Genomic DNA, 18594 nt, shown 5'->3' with positions numbered 1-18594 from the left:
AGAATCTGCTGGTTCAGCTCGGGCCCGGGTCGCTCCCCGGAGTTGATGCCCGTGTGCGGGTCCGCACCACGTCTTCCAGACCTTGCAGGAAGGTGTCGCAGATCAGTTCCGGGTCGAAGAGGCATCCGGCGGCCATGGCACCGTCCCGCAGCATCACCAGGTGCCGCCCGTCGGCGTCGGCGGGTGTGTCGCCGATGCGCGCCAGCAGGCCGGTGACGGTCTCCAGGAACCACTGCCGGTGCGCGAGGACGGCCTGGTGCACCGGATGGGCCGGGTCCGGGTACTCGGCCACCGCGTTGAGGAAGGCACACCCGCGGAACCCCTCGCTCCGAATGCCCTCGGCGATGGACCTGCCCACGGCGCGCACGGCTTCGGCGGCGGTGGCGGCGTCCGCCTGGGCGTCGGCTGCCTGCCGGCGGATCGCCTGGTCGGCCTGGTCGAGATAGGCGAGGACGAGATCTTCCTTGCCGGAGAAGTGCCGGTAGAGCGTCGCGCGGGTCACCTGCGCCTCGGCGATGATCCGGTCGACGCCGACGGAGTGGATGCCTTCCGCGTAGAAGATCCGGGTCGCCGTGGTGAGCAGCCGCATGCGCGCCGGTGAGGTCCTGTCGCTGCCGCTCTCCGTCGTCCGCGTCGTCATGCCCTCACCCTACCCGTACGCGAGACAGAACGATCGGTCTTGACGCAGGGCGGTCACCCTGCGCATCATCTCAACGAGACCGAACGTTCTCCCTCTCGCTTTCTCGTTCCGTTCCCGCGCCCCACCGCCCCGAGCCCGAAAGGCACTTCCGTGGACACTCTCGTCGCTCCCGCCACCACCGGCGCCCCCCTGGCCCCCACTGCCCTGCGCAAGCTGTATTTCCTGCGCTTCGCCTTCGCCGCCGTATGGGCAGCCCTGCTGTTCGCGACGGCCGCCGAGATCGGCCCGCTCAGCGCGACACTGCTCGTGGTCTATCCCCTGTTCGACGTGGCGGCCGCGATCGTCGACGTGCGGTCCGCCAGGGCGAGCGGCGGCCCGCTCCGGGGCCTGTACGCCAACATCGCGCTCAGCGCGCTGGCCGCCGTCGGCCTGGTCGTCGCCGTCACGTCCGGCGTGCCCGCCGTCCTGCGCGTCTGGGGTGCCTGGGCCGTCACCGCGGGAGCGGTCCAGCTCGTCGTCGGCGCCCTGCGGCGCCGGATCGGCGGCCAGTGGCCGATGATCGCCAGCGGTGCCATCTCCACCCTCGCCGGCGCCTCGTTCTTCGCACAGGCGGGCGGCGACGACGCCTCGCTGGGCGCTCTCGCCGGGTACGCCTTTCTCGGGGGTGTCTTCTTCCTCGTCTCCGCGCTGCGCCTGAAGCGGGCCGACGGCACCGCCTGATCCCCACCACCGTGCGACGACCCCACGGGCCCGGCCTGCGACCTTCGCGGACCGGGCCCAACGTCGAGTGCGGCGTAGCGCCCATCGGCCGTGCGTCCCGCGCTGCACAGTTGCCCGTCGGGAAGGGTGCCGATGATGTCGTCCCAGTTGGCGGCCGGGCGGCCGGGGCCCTGGCGTCCGCCGTCAGGTGCGGCGGAGGCTCGGGGGCGGGGGGAGGTAGGTGGGCCGGAGGCCGCCGGTGTCGATGACGAGGTGCTGCACGACGACGGTGGGGTCGATCATCCAGAATTTCAGTGTGTGGGTTCCCGCCGACGGCAGGGTGTGGCGCGTGGTGGTGCGGTTGACGTTGTCGGACGTGTTGCGCTCCCACTGGCGGTTGAGGATGACGGGATCGGAGCCCGTGGCGCGGGTGATGTTGACGGTCTGGGGGCGCTGGCCGTCGAAGGCGATGGCGTAGCGCAGCCCGTCGCGCTGGTCCGGGCCGGGGAGGGCGGCGTTCCTGGGGGAGAGGTGGGCGGTCACCTCGACGGTGCCGTGGGTGACGAGGGTGACTTCGTACTCCAGACAGGGCCCGGCGCCGGGGCGCTGGGACGGTGCGGTGACGGGGAAGGGCTCCATGCCGTCGCCGGTTCTGCCGATGCCGGGCACGCGCCGCCACCGTGCCGCGTCGGTGCTGGTGGCGCGGGTGTGATCGACAGCGGGGAGCGAGACATAGCCGCCCGCCTCCAGGAAGCCCTTGCGACGGCGGCGGGGCAGTCCGGGCTGCTGGAGTACGGCGGTGACGTCGAGGCGGGTGCCGTCGGCGCCCGTGACGGTGAGGGGGACCCGGGTGGTGCCCTTGGGCACGCGGCGCCAGTCCACCCGCAGGAGCACCCGCGTCTGCGAGTCGTCGCCGTCGCCTGAGAGGGTGCCCCGGTCCGGGGCGGCGGTGACGAACGGCTCGGCGGAGGTGACGCGCCACTTGAGGGGCGCGGTACCGCGGTTGAAGACCTCCAGGTACTGGGCGGGCCGGTTCTGGTAGGGGCTGAACTCGGGCAGCACCGCCTGCTCGGCGCCTTCCCGCGGCCACGAGGAGGCGGAGCCGTCGACGGCGACACCCAGAGCGGCCTCCCGCGGCAGAGGGACGTCGCGCAGGTGCGGGTAGAGGGCGTCGGGCAGGGCGACATGGTCCGGAGTCTGCGGCTGCTGCCATCCGGCGTCGGGCCCGTACCGCTCCACGTCCCCGTAGCCGATCTTCGGCTGGCTCTGGAAGCCGCGCCACTTCCCGCCGGAGACGGTGTTGTTGTAGCGGTCGGAGAGTGCCTGGTCGGCGGCGAAGAGGGCGCGGGTGCGGTCGGCGTAGGCGCGGGTGGCGGCCCGCCCCTGCTCGGCGTAGAGCAGATGCGTGAACTGCGCCTCGCGCAGCGCGTACAGGTTGGCGCAGGCCTTCACCCGGTACAGCACCAACTGGTAGTAGGCGTCCTGGTCGGCGCCGGGCAGCAGGGCGCCCAGGCGCTCGGCGCGCCGCCCGAGTTCCCGCCACTCCTGGGTGACGCGTTCGATCTCCCGGTAGCTGGTGAGGCTGAACGGGCTGGCGGTGTCGTCGTAGAGCACGGCGCTCTCGTCGGTGGACAGGTCCTTGCCGGGGTCCACGGTGATGCGGCGGTTGAGCAGTTCCGGCTTGCGACGGGACTGGAGCGCGGTGTACCCGTCGAGTATCCCGGCGAGGGTGTGCGCGTGCCGGGGGCCGAAGTTCTCGGCGGCTAAGGCGCGGTCCCACGCCTCCAGGCGGTCGGCTTCCCAGCGCGCGGGGTCCCAGGCGCAGTCCAGGAAGAACTGCACGGGGCGCTCCATCTCCTTCAGATCGCCCGCGTTGACCACCCACAGCCGGTCGACACCGTAGGCGTGGGCCTGGTGGAGCTGGTCGCGGATGTTGGGCAGCGGGTTGGTGTCCACCCACTTGTAGTTGCGCCCGTCGCCGACGTAGTCGAAGTGGTAGTAGAGGCCGAAGCCGCCGCTCCTGGCGTCGCGCACCGGGTCGGGCAGCTTGCACAGGTTGCCCCAGTTGTCGTCGGGCACGACGACGGTGACGTCCCCGGGCGGGCGCAGCCCCTTGTCCCAGTAGCGCTGCACCTCCTTGTAGAGCGTCCACACCTGCGGCACCGCCTCAGGGCGCTCACCGGTGACCCGGGCCAGCAACCCGCGTTCGGAGGCGATGATCTCCCGCATCAGCTCGATGCCGTCGCCGTCCGGGAGACTCACGTCGCCGTTGCCGCGCATGCCGAGGGTGACCACGCCCTCGAAGTCCTCGCGCACCATCCGCTCGATGCCGTCGGCCCAATACGCCTCGATGGCACGCCGGTTGCGCACGAAGCTCCACTCGCCCGTGCCGCCGTACGGGTCCCGGCCAGGCTCGGTGATCTCCCCGTTCTCGTCCCTCTTGGCGGGCACCGCGTGCCGGTTCCACTCCTCGATCCCGCGCATCATGGGGGCCTCGTGCGAGGTGCCCATGACGATGCCGTAGCGCCGTGCCGTGGCGTGGTTGTCGGGGTCGTCCTCGGCGAAGGCGCGGCCCCACACGGCGGGCCACAGGTAGTTGGCCTTCAGCCGCAGCAGCACCTCGAAGACGCGCGCGTAGAAGGCGCTGGTCAGCCCGCCGGGGTAGCCCTCCGCCTTGCCGGGGCCGAAGTAGGCCGGGGCCCAGTCGCCCAGCGCGGGGTTCTCGTCGTTGACGAAGACGCCCCGGTACCTGACCACCGGGGTGCCCTGGGTGTGCCGTCCGGGCAGCACATACAGTGTCTCGCTGCGCCGCGCGGGCACGTCGGCCCACCAGTACCAGGGGGAGACACCGATGCGCCGGGAGACGTCGTAGACACCGAAGATGGTGCCGCGCGGGTCGCTTCCGGCGATCACCAGGGCCTGACGCACCCCGGGCAGCGGATCCTCGACGACCTGTTGCAGCGAGGTCTCCCACCGGCCCGCGACCTCCGAGACGTCGATGCGGCCCCGGTCGGCCAGCGCGTCGATCAGCGGACTGCGCCCGAGGGTGCCGATGAGCACCACGGTCTCCGCGTCCGCCGCGCGCGGGTCGGGACCGGTCAGCTCCCGCACGCGGGGCCGCACACCGGTGACCCGCTCCAGATCGTCGCGCAGGTCCCCGGCCACCCGCACGACGCCGGAGTGGTCGTCCTCGTGGACCAGCAGCGGCGGGGCCTCGCCGTCGGCGGTGAGGGGGAAGCGGCCGGGGCCGGGACGGTGGCTGATGTAGGTGTCACCGGGCAGCGTGGTGCCGGGATGCGCCGGGTCAGTGGGGTCCGTGGCGCTTCCGGGGGCCGCGGCGTGGGCGGCCTGCGTGGCGCCCGGCAGGGAGGTGTGCAGGGCGGCGGTCGCGGCGACCGCCGTGGCGCTCGTCAGAAAGCTGCGTCTGTCGAACCGTTCGGGCATGGCGCATGGCCTCTCTGCGGGTGCGGGCGGCAGCGGGGTGAACCGGCACAGGAGGAATACGTTCAGTGCGTTGACGAATTCGGTGAGCAGAGTGGCAACGGGGGCTCCGTCCGTCAAGAGCCCGGACCGGTCTCATCGTGTTCCGTCGTGTTCCGTGGTGTTCCGCCGAGGTGGAGGGCGCGCTGGCATTGTGGGAGCGCTCTCACGTACGGCAGGGTGCGGTCCATGTCCGCGATCTCGCCTGCTTCGTCAGCCTCTTCCGTTCCGGATGAGCCTTCCGCCTCGGCCGCCTCGTCCGTCCCGGCCGCACCGTCCGCCTTATCCGCACCGTCCGCGCCGCGCGTGAGGCCCTACAGGCCCGGCGACCGTGCCGCGGTGTACGACGTGTGCGTACGCACCGGGCACGAGGGCGGCGACTCCCGCGCCCTGTACCCCGATCCGGAGCTGCTGCCCAGCATCTTCGCCGGGCCGTATCTGCGCCTGGAGCCGGAGCTGGCGTTCGTCGTGGAGGACGGCGGGCGCGCCGTGGGGTACGTGCTCGGCACCGCCGACACCGTGCGGTTCGTCGAGCGTTACCGCGCCGAGTGGCTGCCCCGGTTCGCCGGCCGCTACCCGGCGCCCACGTCCGGGCCGGGGGTCGGGGCAGCGTCCACGCCCGCGACCTGGACACCGCACGACGAGATGGTCGCGCTGCTGCACCACCCCGAGCGGATGGTCCTGCCCGAACTCGCGGGGCACCCCGCCCATCTGCACATCGACCTGCTCCCCTCCCATCAGCGTTCCGGCCTGGGCCGCGCCCTGGTGCACCGCTTCCTGCGGGCGCTGGCCGACGCGGGCGTGCCGACGGTGCACCTCGGCATGGTCACCGCCAACACCTCGGCCCGTGCCTTCTACGACCGGCTCGGCTTCCGTGTCCTCCCCGTAGCCGATCCCGGCCCCCTCACCTATCTGGGCCGCTTCACGGGGGCTGCCGAAGAGTGACTTCGCGTGGCCCGCGCACGTCGGTGGCGGTTGCGTTCACTCTCGGAAGGCAGGAAACAGCTCTTGCCGTGAGTCTTGTCAGGTTCTGAACGCGCTTCTACAGTCCGGGTGCTAGTGGGAGCGCTCCCAGTGTGTCCGCCCACCCCCACCCCGGAGGGATGCCCCATGCGTCCGTTCCTGTTACGTCCCCGCCGCACCTCCCGCATTGTCATGATCATGCTTGCACTCGTGGGTTCGACGACGATGGTGCTCACCGCGGCACCCGCAGCGCACGCCGCCGAGATCTGCGATCAGTACGGCGCGGCCACCGTGCAGGGCCGCTACATCGTCCAGAACAATCGCTGGGGCACGAGCCAGCCGCAGTGCGTCAACACCACGTCGACGGGGTTCCAGGTCACCCGCGCAGACGGCTCCGTACCGACGACGGGCGCGCCCAAGTCGTACCCGTCGATCTTCAACGGCTGCCACTACACCCGGTGTTCGCCCGGCACGGCGCTGCCCGCGCGGATCGGTTCGATCAGCTCCGCGCCGAGCGGCATCTCGTACCGCTACGTCGGCGACGCGGTCTACAACGCCTCGTACGACATCTGGCTGGACCCGCAGCCGAAGACCGACGGTGTGAACCAGACCGAGATCATGATCTGGTTCAACCGGGTCGGCCCCGTCCAGCCGGTGGGTTCGCAGACCGGGACCGCCAGCGTGGCGGGGCGCAACTGGGAGGTGTGGACCGGCAACAACGGCTCCAACAACGTCATCTCCTTCGTGGCGCCCTCGGCGATATCCGGCTGGAACTTCGACGTCATGGACTTCGTCGACCAGGCCGTGGCCCGCGGCCTCGCGCAGTCCTCCTGGTATCTGACGAGTATTCAGGCGGGCTTCGAGCCGTGGCAGAACGGCACGGGGCTCGCGGTGGACTCTTTCTCCTCGCAGGTGAACATCGGCTGACCTGACCTGACCTGACCCGGCCGGACCTGACCGTCGGCCGAGGTGCACGGGGCCGCGACCGGCCGCCCATTCCGGTCGCGGTCCCGCGTGCACGCGCCCGCATCGGCAAATCAGATCGCTCACAACGGAAACATCTGTTCGACAGAACTCCACCCGCACTCAAGGATGTCTCGTGCGGTGGCAAGGCCGACGCAGCACGGGCCTGCCACCGCCTGAGTGGAGGTGGACATTGTCGAGTGAAGAGACCGAAGTGGTCGTCGTCGGCGCCGGTCAGGCCGGTGTGGCGATGAGCGAGCACCTGGGCGCCCACGGCGTACCGCACGTCGTCCTGGAGAGGCACCGCATCGCCGAGCGGTGGCGCTCGGAGCGGTGGGACTCCCTGGTCGCGAACGGTCCCGCGTGGCACGACCGGTTCCCGGGGCTGGAGTTCCAGGACGTCGCACCCGACGCCTTCGCCTCGAAGGAACAGGTCGCGGACTACTTCGTCGCCTACGCCGAGAAGATCGGCGCCCCTGTCCGGTGCGGTGTCGAGGTGGCCTCGGTGCGCAGGCACACCGGACGGCCCGGCTTCCGGGTCGAGACGTCGGAGGGCTCCCTCGACGCGCGGTTCGTGGTGGCCGCGACCGGGCCTTTCCAGCGGCCCGTGATCCCGCCGCTCGTCCCGGACGGCGCCGTCCCCGTGCAGCTGCACTCCAGCGGGTACCGCAACCCGGAGCAACTGCCCGAGGGCGCGGTCCTGGTGGTCGGAGCCGGTTCGTCCGGTGTTCAGATCGCCGACGAGCTGCGCCGTTCAGGGCGTCGGGTCCTCCTCTCCGTCGGCCCGCACGACCGGCCTCCGCGCACCTACCGCGGACGTGACTTCTGCTGGTGGCTCGGGGTGCTCGGGCTCTGGGACGCGGAGACGCCGCCCCAGGGCGCCGCACATGTCACCATCGCGGTCAGCGGCGCCCGCGGCGGCCACACCGTGGACTTCCGCGCCCTGGCCGCCGACGGCATCGAACTCGTCGGCATGACCGCGTCCTGCGACGACGGCGTCCTGCGCTTCGCACCCGACCTCGCGGCGAACATCGCGCTCGGCGACACCAAGTACCTCGACCTCCTCCGCGCCGCCGACGCGTACGTCGAGCGCAACGGTCTCGACCTCCCCGAGGAGCCGGAGGCCCACGTCCTCGGCCCGGACCCGGAGTGTGTGACCGAGCCCCGGCTGGAGCTGGACCTGGCCGGGGCAGGGGTCACCTCGATCGTCTGGGCGACGGGCTTCGCCGCCGACTACGGCTGGCTCGACGTCGACGCGTTCGACGAGAACGGCCGCCCCGACCAGCGGCGGGGAGTCTCCCGCGAGCCCGGCGTCTACTTCCTCGGCCTGCCCTGGCTGTCGCGCCGAGGGTCGAGCTTCATCTGGGGTGTCTGGCACGACGCCAGGTACGTCGCCGACCACATCGCGACCCGGCGCGGCTACCTCGCGTACGGCACCACGGGCCTGCCCGGGACCACCGGTCCGGGCAGCACCCCCGACCTGTCCGGCGCCGCGCGGGCGTCGTCGGAGAACTGAGGAAAGGAGCGGATGATGACCTCCACCAACGAAGGCCGTCCGGCGAGGGCACCGATCGTCGCGGGCGGGCACACCCGGATCCGTCCGTTCAACACCCGCGACACCTATCCCGAGCAGAACCTCGACAACGACCTGTGCCAGGCCGTCGTCGCGGGCGGCACGGTGTATGTGCGGGGCCAGATCGGCCAGGACCTCGACACCAGCGAGTCCGTCGGCATCGGTGACGCAGAGGCGCAGGCCGAGCGGGCCATGGCGAACATCAGCATGCTGCTCGAAGAGGCGGGCAGCCGGATGGAGCACCTGGTCAAGCTGACCATCTATCTTGTCGACCCCCGCTACCGGGAGGCGGTCTACCGCACCGTGGGCCGCTGGACCAAGGGCGTCCACCCGATCTCCACCGGTCTTGTGGTGTCGGCCCTGGCACGCCCGGAGTGGCTGTGCGAGATCGACGCCGTGGCCGTGCTCCCCAAGGAGGGCCGGGCATGACGTTCTCCCTGGTGGTACGGGACGGCGAACGGTTCGGCATCGCGGCCAGCTCGTCGAGCCCGGCGGTCGCGGCGCGGGTCGTCCATCTGCGGCCCGGAACCGGTGCGGCCACGTCGCAGAACATCACCGACCCCACGCTCGGCACCGACCTGCTCGACGGGCTGGCGGAGCACGGCGACGCGCGGCGCGCCCTCGCGGACGTCACCGGCGCGGAGCGGAACGCGAAGACCATCGCCTACCGCCAGCTCACCGTGCTGGGCCGGACCGGGCCAGGCCACGCCCACAGCGGCCCGCGGACGCTGGGCACGCACGCCTCCGCCACGGCGGACGGCGCCGTGGCGGCGGGCAACATGCTCTCCGGCGAGCACATACCCGGCGTCCTCCTCGACGCCTACGCCGCCGCCACGGGGGAGCTGGAAGAGCGGCTGGTGACCGCGATGAAGGCCGCCGTCGCGGCGGGCGGCGAGGAGGGCCCGGTGTACTCGGCGGGGCTGGCGGTCGTCGCGGACGTGGGCTGGCGGGTGACCGACCTGCGGGTGGACTGGGCCGATGACCCCCTGGACCGGCTCGGCGAACTCCTCGACGTGTGGCTGCCGCAGCGCGACGACTATGTGCGCCGCGGGCTCGACCCCGCGTCCTCCCCTTCGTACGGCGTCCCGGGAGACCTGTGATGAGCGCGCTGAAGGAGGCGGCACGGCAGGCGATCGCCCGCCGGGCAGGGGAGCTGACCGGCCTCTCCGAGGGGCTGCACGCCGACCCGGAGACCGCCTGGGAGGAGCACCGGGCCGCGGCGCGCGTACCGGAACTGCTGGACCGCGCCGGATTCGACGTCACCTCGTCCTACCTGGGCCTGGACACCGCGTTCCTCGCCCGGTTCGGCAGCGGGCCCGTCCGGATCGCGCTGTGCGCCGAGTACGACGCGCTGCCGGGGCTGGGCCACGCGTGCGGGCACAACCTCATCGCGGCGAGCGCGGTCGGCGCCGCGCTCGGCCTGGCCGCCGTCGCCGACGACGCCGGGCTCACCGTGGAGGTCTACGGCACCCCGGCCGAGGAGGGCGGCGGCGGCAAGATCGAGATGCTGGAGCGCGGTGCCTTCGCGGGGGCAGACCTCGCGATGATGGTGCACCCGGCGCCTGTCGACGTCGCGGAGGCCCGCCCGTTCGCGGTCAGCCACTCCAAGGTCTCCTACACCGGGCGGTCCGCGCACGCCGCCGCCTACCCCGAGGCCGGGGTCAACGCCGCCGACGCCTTCACCGTGGCCCAGGTCGCCATCGGGCTGCTGCGCCAGCAACTGCCGTCCTCGGCGAGGGTGCACGGCGTGGTGACCCACGCGGGGGACGCGCCGAACGCCATCCCCGAATGGTCGTCGGGACGCTGGTACGTCAGGGCCGAGACGCTCGCCGAACTGGCCGAACTGGAGCCGCGCGTCATGCGGGCCTTCGAGGCGGGGGCCCTCGCCACCGGCTGCGACCTGGTGATCGAGCCGGAGAGCAAGCCGTACGCGGAGTTCCGCACGGACGAGACCGCGCTCGGGCACTACCGGGCGAACGCCCTCGCCCTGGGACGCGAGTTCGCGCCGCCCGGCCAGGCGGCGCGGATGAACCGCGCCTCCACCGACATGGGCAACGTCTCGCAGGTGGTGCCGGCCATCCACCCCTACATCGGCATCGGCTCCCTGCCCGCCACCAACCACCAGCACGAGTTCGCCGCGTACTGCGTGGGCGGGACGGCCCAGCGTGCCCTGCTCGACGGGGCGACCGCGCTGGCCTGGACCGGCGTGGACCGGAGCGGTACGGACCCGGGCGGCGACGTGGGCCCCGGCGCGTCGGCCGGTCGGCGCGCGCACTGAGGACACGGCGGCCGACGGCACCCGCACAGCTCCGGCCACTCCACCCATCCCCACAAGGAGGCGCGTATGCCCACCCGTAAGAGCGGCGCCACGACGACGGCCGAGGCCGAGCCCGAGGCCGGGACCGAGCCTGAGACCGAGGCGGCCGTCGACGCGGTCGCCCTGCGCAGGAACGTCGCAGCGGGCGCCATCGGCGTGTTCGTCCACTGGTTCGACTGGGCCGCCTACGCCTATCTCGCCGGTACCGTCGCGACCGTCTTCTTCCCGGCCGAGGACAGCACGAGCGGGCTGCTCGCCGTGTTCGGCGTGTTCGCCGTCTCGTTCGGCATCCGGCCCATCGGCGCCCTCGTCTTCGGACCGCTCGGCGACAGAATCGGCCGCAAACGCACCCTGTCCCTGGTCATCTTCACGATGTCCGGAGCGACCCTGGCCATCGGCCTGCTCCCCGGCTACGCGTCGATAGGGATCGCGGCGCCCGTACTCCTCGTGGTCCTGCGCCTGATCCAGGGCTTCGCCGCCGGCGGCGAGTTCGGCAGCGCGGCCAGCTTCCTCGCCGAGAGCGCGCCCCGGCGCCGTCGCGGATTCGGCGTGAGCTGGCTGGAGGTCGGCTCCCTGGTCGGCTTCCTCGCGGGCTCGTTCGTCTTCCTGCTGCTGTCCACGGGGCTCGACGAGCAGCAGCTCACCTCCTGGGGCTGGCGCGTCCCCTTCCTCATCGCCGGGCCGCTCGGCGTCATCGGCTTCATCATCCGCAACAAGATCGAGGACACCCCGGAGTACCGGGCGCTCGAAGCAGGCGGCACCGTCCCGCACAGCCCGGCCCGCGAACTGCTCCGCTCTCACAAGCGGCAGTTGCTCCAGGCCGCCGGCCTGATGGCGGCCATGCACGTCCCCTTCTACGCGGTACTCACCTACCTCGTCACCTACGAGACCGACCACCTGGGCCACTCGGCCGACAGCGCGGCCCTGCTGTCCACCGTCATCTCCCTGCTGGGCCTGGTGCTCGTGCCGCTGTTCGGCACCCTCTCCGACCGTGTGGGCCGCAAGCCCGTGTTCATCGGGGCGACGGTGGCCCTGCTGCTCGTCTCCACCCCGGCGTTCCTGCTGATGCGGACGGGGCTCGCCGGAACGTGGGTCGCCGGTCTGCTGCTGGGCGTGATCCTGGCGGCGATCCTCGGCACCTACGCGGTGTGGTCGGCCGAGGTCTTCCCCACCCGCACCCGGCAGAGCGGACTGTCCGTCGCCTACAACATCACCGCCGCGCTGTTCGCGGGCACCGTGCCCTACCTGATGACCGTGCTCATCTCCGCGACGGGCAGCACACTGGTGCCAGGACCGTATCTGATGGTGTTCGCCGTGGTCGGCCTCGTCGCGGCCCTGTCCCTGAAGGAGACCGCCGGTTCCGCACTGCTGCGCCCCGAGGACGTGCCCGACACACCATCCTCCTCACCCTCCTCCGCATAGGGTCGGGCGCGGACACGGTTCATCTGGCACGAAGGTCTCGTATGACGTCACCGTCGGGTTTCACCCTCGTACAGCTCCGCTACTTCCTGGCCGCGGCCGAGCGCGGCTCGATGACGGAGGCGTCGCTGGAACTCCACATCGCGCAGTCGGCCGTGTCCGCCGCCGTGCACAGCCTGGAGCGGGACCTCCAGGTGCAGTTGTTCATCCGCCGCAGGGGCCGGGGACTGACCCTGACTCCTGCGGGGGAGCGGCTGCGGCAGCAGGCCAGGGACCTGCTGGCCCGCGCCCGCGAGGTCGAGCAGGAGGCGCGAGGGGACGGTGGGACCCTCTCGGGGCCTGTGACCGTCGGCTGCTTCGTGACCCTGGCCCCCTACTATCTGCCGCCCCTGTTCAGCGAGTGCACCGCGCGCTTTCCTGACGTCGAGATCGGCGTGGTCGAGGCGGAGACGGACCAGCTCGTCCAGGCGCTGACAGCGGGACGCGTCGACTTCGCCCTCACCTACGGCCTCGGGCTGACGGCCGAGCAGAACCTGCACACCGAGACGCTCGCCATCGCCCCCGCCTACGTCATCGTCGCGGCCGGTCACCCGCTGGCCGCGCGGGGCAGCGTGGAGCTGAGCGAACTGTCCGCGGAACCGCTCGTCCTGCTGGACCTGCCCCACAGCCGGGACTACTTCCACTCGCTGGTGGCCGCCACCGGAACCGCGCCCGACGTCCGCTACCGCACCCAGAGCTATGAGACCGTGCGCTCACTGGTGGCACGCGGGCTCGGGTACTCCGTGCTCAACCAGCGTCCCGCGACGGGCCAGACCTACGGCGGCGGCGAGGTCGCGGAGCTGGAGCTGCGGGACGGCGGGCCCCCGCTCGAAGTCAAGATCGCCTCCGTGGGAGGCATGACCCACACGGCCCGCGCCCGTGCGGTGATGGACCTGCTGCGGGAGATCGCCGCCGGGACCGGCACGGTCTGACCCGCGGCCCCGCCCCTCGCCCCCTCACGGCAGCCGCCCACTGCGGAGCCGTCCACAGCGGACCCCGGTCACCCCGGGGGAAGGGGCACTTCAGCGGGCAGCAGCCCCGCCTTCCGCGCGGCGGACCAGAACGCGCCCGGTACGGGGCGGGCGAGCATGCGGACGGTGTCCTCGGCCTCGTCGGGCGTCCGGGCGCCGACCACGACGCAGGCCACCGAGGGGTGGCCGAAGGGGAACCGGACGGCCGCCGCCTTCGGCGGCACCCCGAAGTCCCGGCAGAGCCCGTTCCACGCGGCGACCCGCCGGGCCGGTGCCTCCGGCACGGTGGTGTGGCCGTGCGGTGCGCCGGGGCGGGGGTCGGCGAGCGGCCCGGACTGGTGGACACCGGCGGCCATGACGGCGACGCCCCGTGCCGCGCAGAGCGGCAGCAGTTCGTCGAGCCCGGACCGGTCGAGGAGGTTGTAGCGGCCCGCGAGCAGCACACAGTCGGGCCCCGGCCCCGCCACCTCCCGGAGGTAACGGACGGGCGCGCGGTGGCGGGTCACCGCACCGTGGCGGTGTGGCGGAGACGTCCGTCGTGGACCTCCGCGATCCGGTCGGCCGAGGCGAGGTGGGCGCGGTCGTGGGTGACCAGGACGGTCGCGACGGCACGCGCGTGCGTGAGCCGGGCGATCAGGCCGACGACGGCGGCCCCGCGCTCGTGGTCGAGGGCGCTGGTCGGTTCGTCGACGAGGAGCACGGTGGGGTCGTTCATCAGCGCGCGGGCGATGTTGACCCGCTGGCGCTGGCCGCCGGAGAGCTGGTGGGGGCGCCGTCCCGCCTGATCCGCCAGGCCCACGGTGTCCAGCAGCTCCATGGCCCGCTCGCGCGCGCCGCGCGGCTTCCGCCCGTCGATCCGCGCCATGACCTGGAGCTGTTCGACGGCGGTGAGGGAGGGCAGCAGGTTGGGCTGCTGGAAGACGATGCCGATCGTGCGGCGGCGCAGGCCGGTGAGTTCGGCGCGCGTCATGCCGGTGGTGGGTGTGCCGTCGACGGTGACGGTACCGGCGTCCGGGGTGATGAGGGTGGCGGCGACCGCGAGGAGGCTGGACTTGCCCGACCCCGAGGGCCCGACGACGGCGGTCAGGCTGCCCTCGGGAACGTGGAGGGAGACGTGGTCGAGCGCGGTCAGGCGGGAGTCGCCGTCGGGGTAGGTGAGGGTGATGTCGCTCAGGCGCAGGCTCATCGGGCGCTCCCCAACGCGGTCAGCGGGTCGACGGAGGTGACGCGGCGGACGGACAGAGCGGCCCCGAGCGCGCCGAGGGCGACCATCACGGCCGCCGGGACGAGAACGGTGGCGGGGGTCAGGAGGAACGGCACCGTGCCACCGGCGAGCAGCGCGCCGAGCCCGGCGGCGACGCCCGTGCCGAGCAGGGTGCCCACGGCCAGCAGGACGACGGCCTGGCCGAGCGCGTCCTTGAGCAGGTCGGCGGTCGAGGCGCCCAGCGCCTTGAGGACGGCGATGTCGCCGCTGCGCTGCACGGTCCACACGGTGAAGAACGCGCCGACGACCAGCGCCGAGATCGCGAACAGGAATCCGCGCATGAGCTGGAGGGAACCGTTCTCGGAGGTGTAGGAGCCGATCGCGGACAGCGAGTCCTCCTTGGAGACCGTCATGGTGCCCGCCGCGCGGTCGGCGGCCGCGATGTCGGTGCCGGGGGAGGGGTTCAGGGCGATGACGGTGGCGGTCGCCCCGTCCTCACCGTCGGCTTGACGGGTGGCCTCACGGGTGGCCTGGTGAGTGGGGGGCGCGGTGCTCCGCCAGGTGCCGAGGCTGGTCCACACGACCGGGGTGTGGCTGAAGGAGGCGTCCCCGCTCACGGCCGTGACGGTCACCTTGCGCCCGGCGAGCGTGAGGGTGTCGCCCTTCTCGACGCCGAGGTCGTCAGCGGCGGTGGCGGACAGTACCGCGGAGCGGTCGTCGATCGTGTCGCCGCCGGGGCAGGGGGCGAGCGCGGAGCCGGGCCGGACGCCGAAGACGGAAACCCCGGCGCTCCTCTTTCCGGCGGTGGCCCTCGTGGTGGTGATGCCCAGCGGCTCGGCGCCGCTCACGCCGGGGGCCTCCGCCCACTGCCGCCACTGCTTCTCGGTGACGGCCGAGTTCGCGTACGAAAGCTCCTCGCCCCCGTCGCCGCCCCCGCCTCCGCCCTCGCCCGGCGCGCCGAAAGCGATCCGGCTCGCGGGCAGCCCCGTGATCGCGGAGACGTTCTGCTGCCCCAGCCCGGCGGTCAGTCCGGACAGCAGCCCGACCAACAGGGTGATCAGTACGACGACGGTTCCCATCAGGGCGAAGCGCCCCTTGGCGAACCTCACGTCTCTCCAGGCGACGAACACGGCTTCGACCTGCCATTTCACGGGTGGAAGTGGTACCTCTCCACCGTCGCCGCCGGTGCCCGCGCGGGCATCTGGCGCAGGGCCGCACTTGGCGCGTCGAAAGGGGGCCCGCCGGTTGCAACTTTCGATGGAGGCCGTGCCGGGGACCTTTCCCTAGGGTGGAGGGACTGTGAACACCACCGCCCCCGCCCCGGCTCCCGGCACACCACTGACCCCCACCACACGTGCCCTGACCTGGTGCCTGCACCTGCTGGTCATCGGCCTGCTCGTGCTGGCCGCGGGACGGGCCGTCGCCGAGGGCGGCGCCGAGGGCGGCGCCGAGGGCGGCGCGCACGCCGGACGGGTCGTCGCCGCGGCCGTCGGATGCGGCCTGGTCTACGCGGTCGGCCCCGTGCTGCCCGGCGTGCGCCGCTCGCGGCGGGCCGCCGCGCTGTGGCTGGCGGCCGTGGGCGCCGTGTGGCTGGTGCTGCTGGCACTGACCGCCGACGGGGTGTGGGTGGCCTTCCCCCTCTACTTCCTCCAGCTCCATCTGCTGCCCCGCCGCGCCGCACCGGCCGCCGTGGCGGCCACCGCGGCGCTGGCGATCGCGGGGTTCGCCGCCCACCGGGGCACCTTCGGCGCGGCGATGGTGATCGGCCCCGCGCTCGGCGCCGCCGTGGCGGTGGCCGTGGTGTGGGGGTACCAGGCCCTGTACCGGGAGAGCGAGGAGCGCAGGCGCCTGATCGAGCAGCTCACCGCCACCCGCGCCGACCTGGCCAGGGCCCAGCACACGGCCGGAGTGCTGGCCGAGAGGCAGCGCCTGGCCCGCGAGATCCACGACACCCTCGCCCAGGGCCTGTCCAGCATCCAGCTCCTGCTGCGCGCCGCCGAACGCGCACTGCCCCACGCGCCGGAGAGCGCGGGACGCCACATCGGCCAGGCGCGACGGGCCGCCGTCGACAACCTCGCCGAGGCACGCCGCTTCGTCGCGGCGCTCGCCCCGCCCGCGCTGGAGGACACCACCCTCGTCGACGCGCTGGAACGGCTGTGCGCGAGCACCGGTGCCGACCACCGGCTCACCGCCCGCTTCCGCCTCACCGGCGACCCCGTACCGCTGCCGACCGCGCACGAGGTCGCGCTGCTGCGCATCGCCCAGTCGGCCCTCGCCAACACCGTCCAGCACGCCGGGGCCACCACAGCGGAGGTCGCCCTCAGCTACCTCGGCGACCACGTCGTCATGGACATCGCCGACGACGGACACGGCTTCGACCCCCGCCGCCTGCCCGGCGCCGGGGACGGCGGGTTCGGGCTGGCCGCCATGCGCGACCGCGCCCACACCCTCGGCGGCACCCTCACCGTCGAGTCGGCGCACAGGCACGGCACCGCGCTGGCCGTCCGGCTGCCCCTGCACACGCCCGCCGCCGACCCGATGACCGAGGCCCGCCCATGACCGAAACCCCCGCCCCGATCCGCCTGCTGCTCGCGGACGACCACCCCGTCGTACGGGCGGGGCTGCGCGCCGTGCTGGAGACCGAGGAGGGCATCGACGTGGTGGCCGAGGCCGCCACCGCCGAGGAGGCCGTCGTCCGCGCGGCGCGGGGCGGTATCGACGTCGTCCTCATGGACCTCCAGTTCGGCGGCGGAATGAACGGCGCCGAGGCCACCGCGGCCATCACTGCCCGCCCCGGCGCACCCCGCGTGCTGATCGTCACCACCTACGACACCGACGCCGACACCCTCCCCGCCATCGAAGCCGGTGCCACCGGCTACCTCCTCAAGGACGCGCCGCCCGAGGACCTTGCCGCGGCCGTGCGCAGTGCCGCCGCAGGCCGCACCACGCTGGCACCGGCCGTCGCCGACCGGCTGATGCACCGGCTGCGTGACCCCGGCACCGCCCTCACCCGGCGCGAGAGCGAGGTGCTCACGCTCGTCGCCGAGGGCCTGTCCAACCAGGCCGTCGGCGCCCGGCTCCACCTCACGGAGGGCACCGTCAAGTCCCATCTCGTCCGCGTCTACGCCAAGCTCGGCGTCGCCTCCCGCACCGCCGCCGTCGCCACCGCCACGGAACTCGGCCTCATCCGGTGACGGTGGGCGACGGACCGGTGGTGGCCGCACCGCCTCGCCCCGCACCGCCCCGGCCGCCAGGCGCCGGGGTGCCGGGGCGGTGCGGGCGCCGGGCGCCTTAGGTGAGTTCGGTGGCCACGAGGGCGGCGGCCCTGGCCACCAGCGGGTTGTCCGTCGGGCCCTGCGGGTCGTACTTCGTCGAGAGGATCGAGAGCACCAGCGGGGCACGCCCGGGCGGCTGGACGACGCCCACGTCGTTGGCCACGCCGTACTGTGCGCCGCCGCCCGTCTTGTCCGCCAGGATCCAGTCGTCGGGCAGCCCCGCGCGGAAGCGCTCGGTGTTGGTGGTGTTCGCGATCAGCCAGTCCCGCAGCCGCTCCCGGTCCTGGGGCGCGAGCGCGCGGCCGACAAGGAGACGGCCGAAGGTCCTGCCGACGGCCTCCGGGCTGGTGGTGTCCTCGGTCCGCCAGGGCTCGGCGCTGTTCAGGTCCGGCTCCCAGCGGTCGAGGCGGGTCGTGTCGTCCCCGAGGGAGCGGCAGAAGCGGGTGATGGCGGTGGGGCCGCCCAGCTCGCGCAGCAGCAGGTTCGCGGCGCCGTTGTCGCTCTCGCTGACGGCCGCCGCGCACAGCTCGGCGCCGGTCATGCCGTGGGCGATGTTCTCCGGCTTCCCGGTGACCGGTATGTAGCCCGAGTCCTTGACGAACTTCTCGGTGTAGTGGATGCGCCGGGCGAGGAACTCGCCGTGCTGGTCCACGTCCCGCAGGACGGCCGCGGCGGTGAGGGCCTTGAACACGGAGCACATCGGGAAGAGTTCGCCGGCGCGGTAGGACACCGTCGCGCCCGAGGCGGTGTCGAGGGCGAAGACGCCCAGCCTGGCGGCGTACTCCTCCTCCAGGGCGTGCAGTTGGCCGGAGAGCGTCCCGCCCGGCGCGGCGGCGGACGCCGTGGTGTGCGCGGCGGGTACCAGGGTGGCCAGGGCCGTTCCCGCGCCGAGGGCCAGGAGCCTGCGGCGGGAGGGACGGGTCTGTGCGGTGGTGCTGAGACTCACGGTCGTTCTCGTTCCTGTTCCTTGTTGTGTTTCTTTCCTCGTCAGGTGCCGTTCCGGGCGGATTGGGCGCGTCGTACGGCCGGGTCCGGGCTCGGCCGGGGCCCG

The 18594-nt window shown here is 73.0% G+C and carries 16 protein-coding genes and 1 pseudogene; 11 read left to right on the top strand and 6 right to left on the bottom strand.

The features are described 5' to 3' along the window. Positions 1-13: 13 nt before the first annotated feature. Positions 14-640: a TetR/AcrR family transcriptional regulator gene (locus tag ACWGJ2_RS02095; protein ID WP_453343993.1), complete on the bottom strand. Its 627-nt coding sequence runs from the start codon at positions 638-640 to the stop codon at positions 14-16. Positions 641-790: 150 nt separating this feature from the next. Here ACWGJ2_RS02095 and ACWGJ2_RS02090 point away from each other — a divergent pair, with 150 nt between their 5' ends. Beyond that, positions 791-1360, top strand: coding sequence for a hypothetical protein (locus tag ACWGJ2_RS02090; protein WP_453343992.1), 570 nt, complete (start codon positions 791-793; stop codon positions 1358-1360). Between the two features lie 183 nt (positions 1361-1543). Here ACWGJ2_RS02090 and ACWGJ2_RS02085 read toward each other — a convergent pair whose 3' ends face one another. Next, positions 1544-4783: a glycosyl hydrolase 115 family protein gene (locus tag ACWGJ2_RS02085; RefSeq protein ID WP_453343991.1), complete on the bottom strand. Its 3240-nt coding sequence runs from the start codon at positions 4781-4783 to the stop codon at positions 1544-1546. 375 nt (positions 4784-5158) lie between these two features. On the opposite strand from ACWGJ2_RS02085, the gene ACWGJ2_RS02080 reads away from it, so the two are divergent. The 8 genes and pseudogenes from ACWGJ2_RS02080 (at position 5159) to ACWGJ2_RS02045 (ending at position 13025) form a co-directional block, all read left to right on the top strand. Then, on the top strand, positions 5159-5764 hold the full coding sequence (locus tag ACWGJ2_RS02080) for a GNAT family N-acetyltransferase (RefSeq protein WP_453343990.1): 606 nt from the start codon (positions 5159-5161) through the stop codon (positions 5762-5764). 216 nt (positions 5765-5980) lie between these two features. Further along, positions 5981-6706: pseudogene (locus tag ACWGJ2_RS02075) on the top strand (GH12 family glycosyl hydrolase domain-containing protein); the annotation flags it as partial. A gap of 232 nt (positions 6707-6938) precedes the next feature. After that, positions 6939-8261, top strand: a complete 1323-nt coding sequence (locus ACWGJ2_RS02070; RefSeq protein ID WP_453343989.1) for a flavin-containing monooxygenase — start codon at positions 6939-6941, stop codon at positions 8259-8261. A gap of 15 nt (positions 8262-8276) precedes the next feature. Next, positions 8277-8747: a RidA family protein gene (locus tag ACWGJ2_RS02065; RefSeq protein WP_453343988.1), complete on the top strand. Its 471-nt coding sequence runs from the start codon at positions 8277-8279 to the stop codon at positions 8745-8747. Then, positions 8744-9418 carry a DUF1028 domain-containing protein gene (locus ACWGJ2_RS02060; RefSeq protein ID WP_453343987.1) on the top strand — a complete coding sequence of 225 codons (675 nt, stop codon included), beginning with the start codon at positions 8744-8746 and terminating at the stop codon, positions 9416-9418. The genes ACWGJ2_RS02065 and ACWGJ2_RS02060 overlap by 4 nt, the downstream gene beginning before the upstream one ends. Continuing rightward, entirely contained in the window at positions 9418-10596 is a 1179-nt protein-coding gene (locus tag ACWGJ2_RS02055; protein WP_453343986.1) for a M20 family metallopeptidase, read from the top strand. Before ACWGJ2_RS02060 ends, ACWGJ2_RS02055 begins: the two co-directional genes overlap by 1 nt. A gap of 66 nt (positions 10597-10662) precedes the next feature. After that, positions 10663-12057 carry an MFS transporter gene (locus ACWGJ2_RS02050; RefSeq protein ID WP_453343985.1) on the top strand — a complete coding sequence of 465 codons (1395 nt, stop codon included), beginning with the start codon at positions 10663-10665 and terminating at the stop codon, positions 12055-12057. Between the two features lie 41 nt (positions 12058-12098). Continuing rightward, positions 12099-13025, top strand: coding sequence for a LysR family transcriptional regulator (locus ACWGJ2_RS02045; RefSeq protein ID WP_453343984.1), 927 nt, complete (start codon positions 12099-12101; stop codon positions 13023-13025). Between the two features lie 68 nt (positions 13026-13093). Here the strand turns inward: ACWGJ2_RS02045 and ACWGJ2_RS02040 are convergent, their stop codons facing one another. The 3 genes from ACWGJ2_RS02040 to ACWGJ2_RS02030 are packed head-to-tail and all read right to left on the bottom strand — an operon-like array spanning position 13094 to position 15398. After that, a complete protein-coding gene (locus ACWGJ2_RS02040) occupies positions 13094-13570 on the bottom strand; it encodes an aldo/keto reductase (RefSeq protein WP_453343983.1) in 477 nt (158 codons plus the stop codon). Further along, positions 13567-14250: an ABC transporter ATP-binding protein gene (locus ACWGJ2_RS02035; RefSeq protein ID WP_453343982.1), complete on the bottom strand. Its 684-nt coding sequence runs from the start codon at positions 14248-14250 to the stop codon at positions 13567-13569. Before ACWGJ2_RS02035 ends, ACWGJ2_RS02040 begins: the two co-directional genes overlap by 4 nt. Continuing rightward, positions 14247-15398, bottom strand: a complete 1152-nt coding sequence (locus ACWGJ2_RS02030; RefSeq protein ID WP_453344202.1) for an ABC transporter permease — start codon at positions 15396-15398, stop codon at positions 14247-14249. The genes ACWGJ2_RS02035 and ACWGJ2_RS02030 overlap by 4 nt, the downstream gene beginning before the upstream one ends. A 169-nt stretch (positions 15399-15567) precedes the next feature. Between ACWGJ2_RS02030 and ACWGJ2_RS02025 the strand changes: the two genes are divergently transcribed. Then, positions 15568-16827, top strand: a complete 1260-nt coding sequence (locus ACWGJ2_RS02025) for a sensor histidine kinase (RefSeq protein WP_453343981.1) — start codon at positions 15568-15570, stop codon at positions 16825-16827. Then, complete coding sequence (locus tag ACWGJ2_RS02020) at positions 16824-17462, top strand: response regulator (RefSeq protein WP_453343980.1); 639 nt, start codon at positions 16824-16826, stop codon at positions 17460-17462. The genes ACWGJ2_RS02025 and ACWGJ2_RS02020 overlap by 4 nt, the downstream gene beginning before the upstream one ends. Positions 17463-17559: 97 nt before the next feature. Here the strand turns inward: ACWGJ2_RS02020 and bla are convergent, their stop codons facing one another. After that, complete coding sequence (gene bla, locus ACWGJ2_RS02015; RefSeq protein ID WP_453343979.1) at positions 17560-18489, bottom strand: class A beta-lactamase; 930 nt, start codon at positions 18487-18489, stop codon at positions 17560-17562. Between the last annotated feature and the right edge of the window lie 105 nt (positions 18490-18594).

The organism is Streptomyces sp. NPDC054796, from assembly GCF_053611545.1.
Note: the sequence above shows the minus strand (reverse complement) of the source record. Positions and strands in the feature narration are given on the sequence as shown.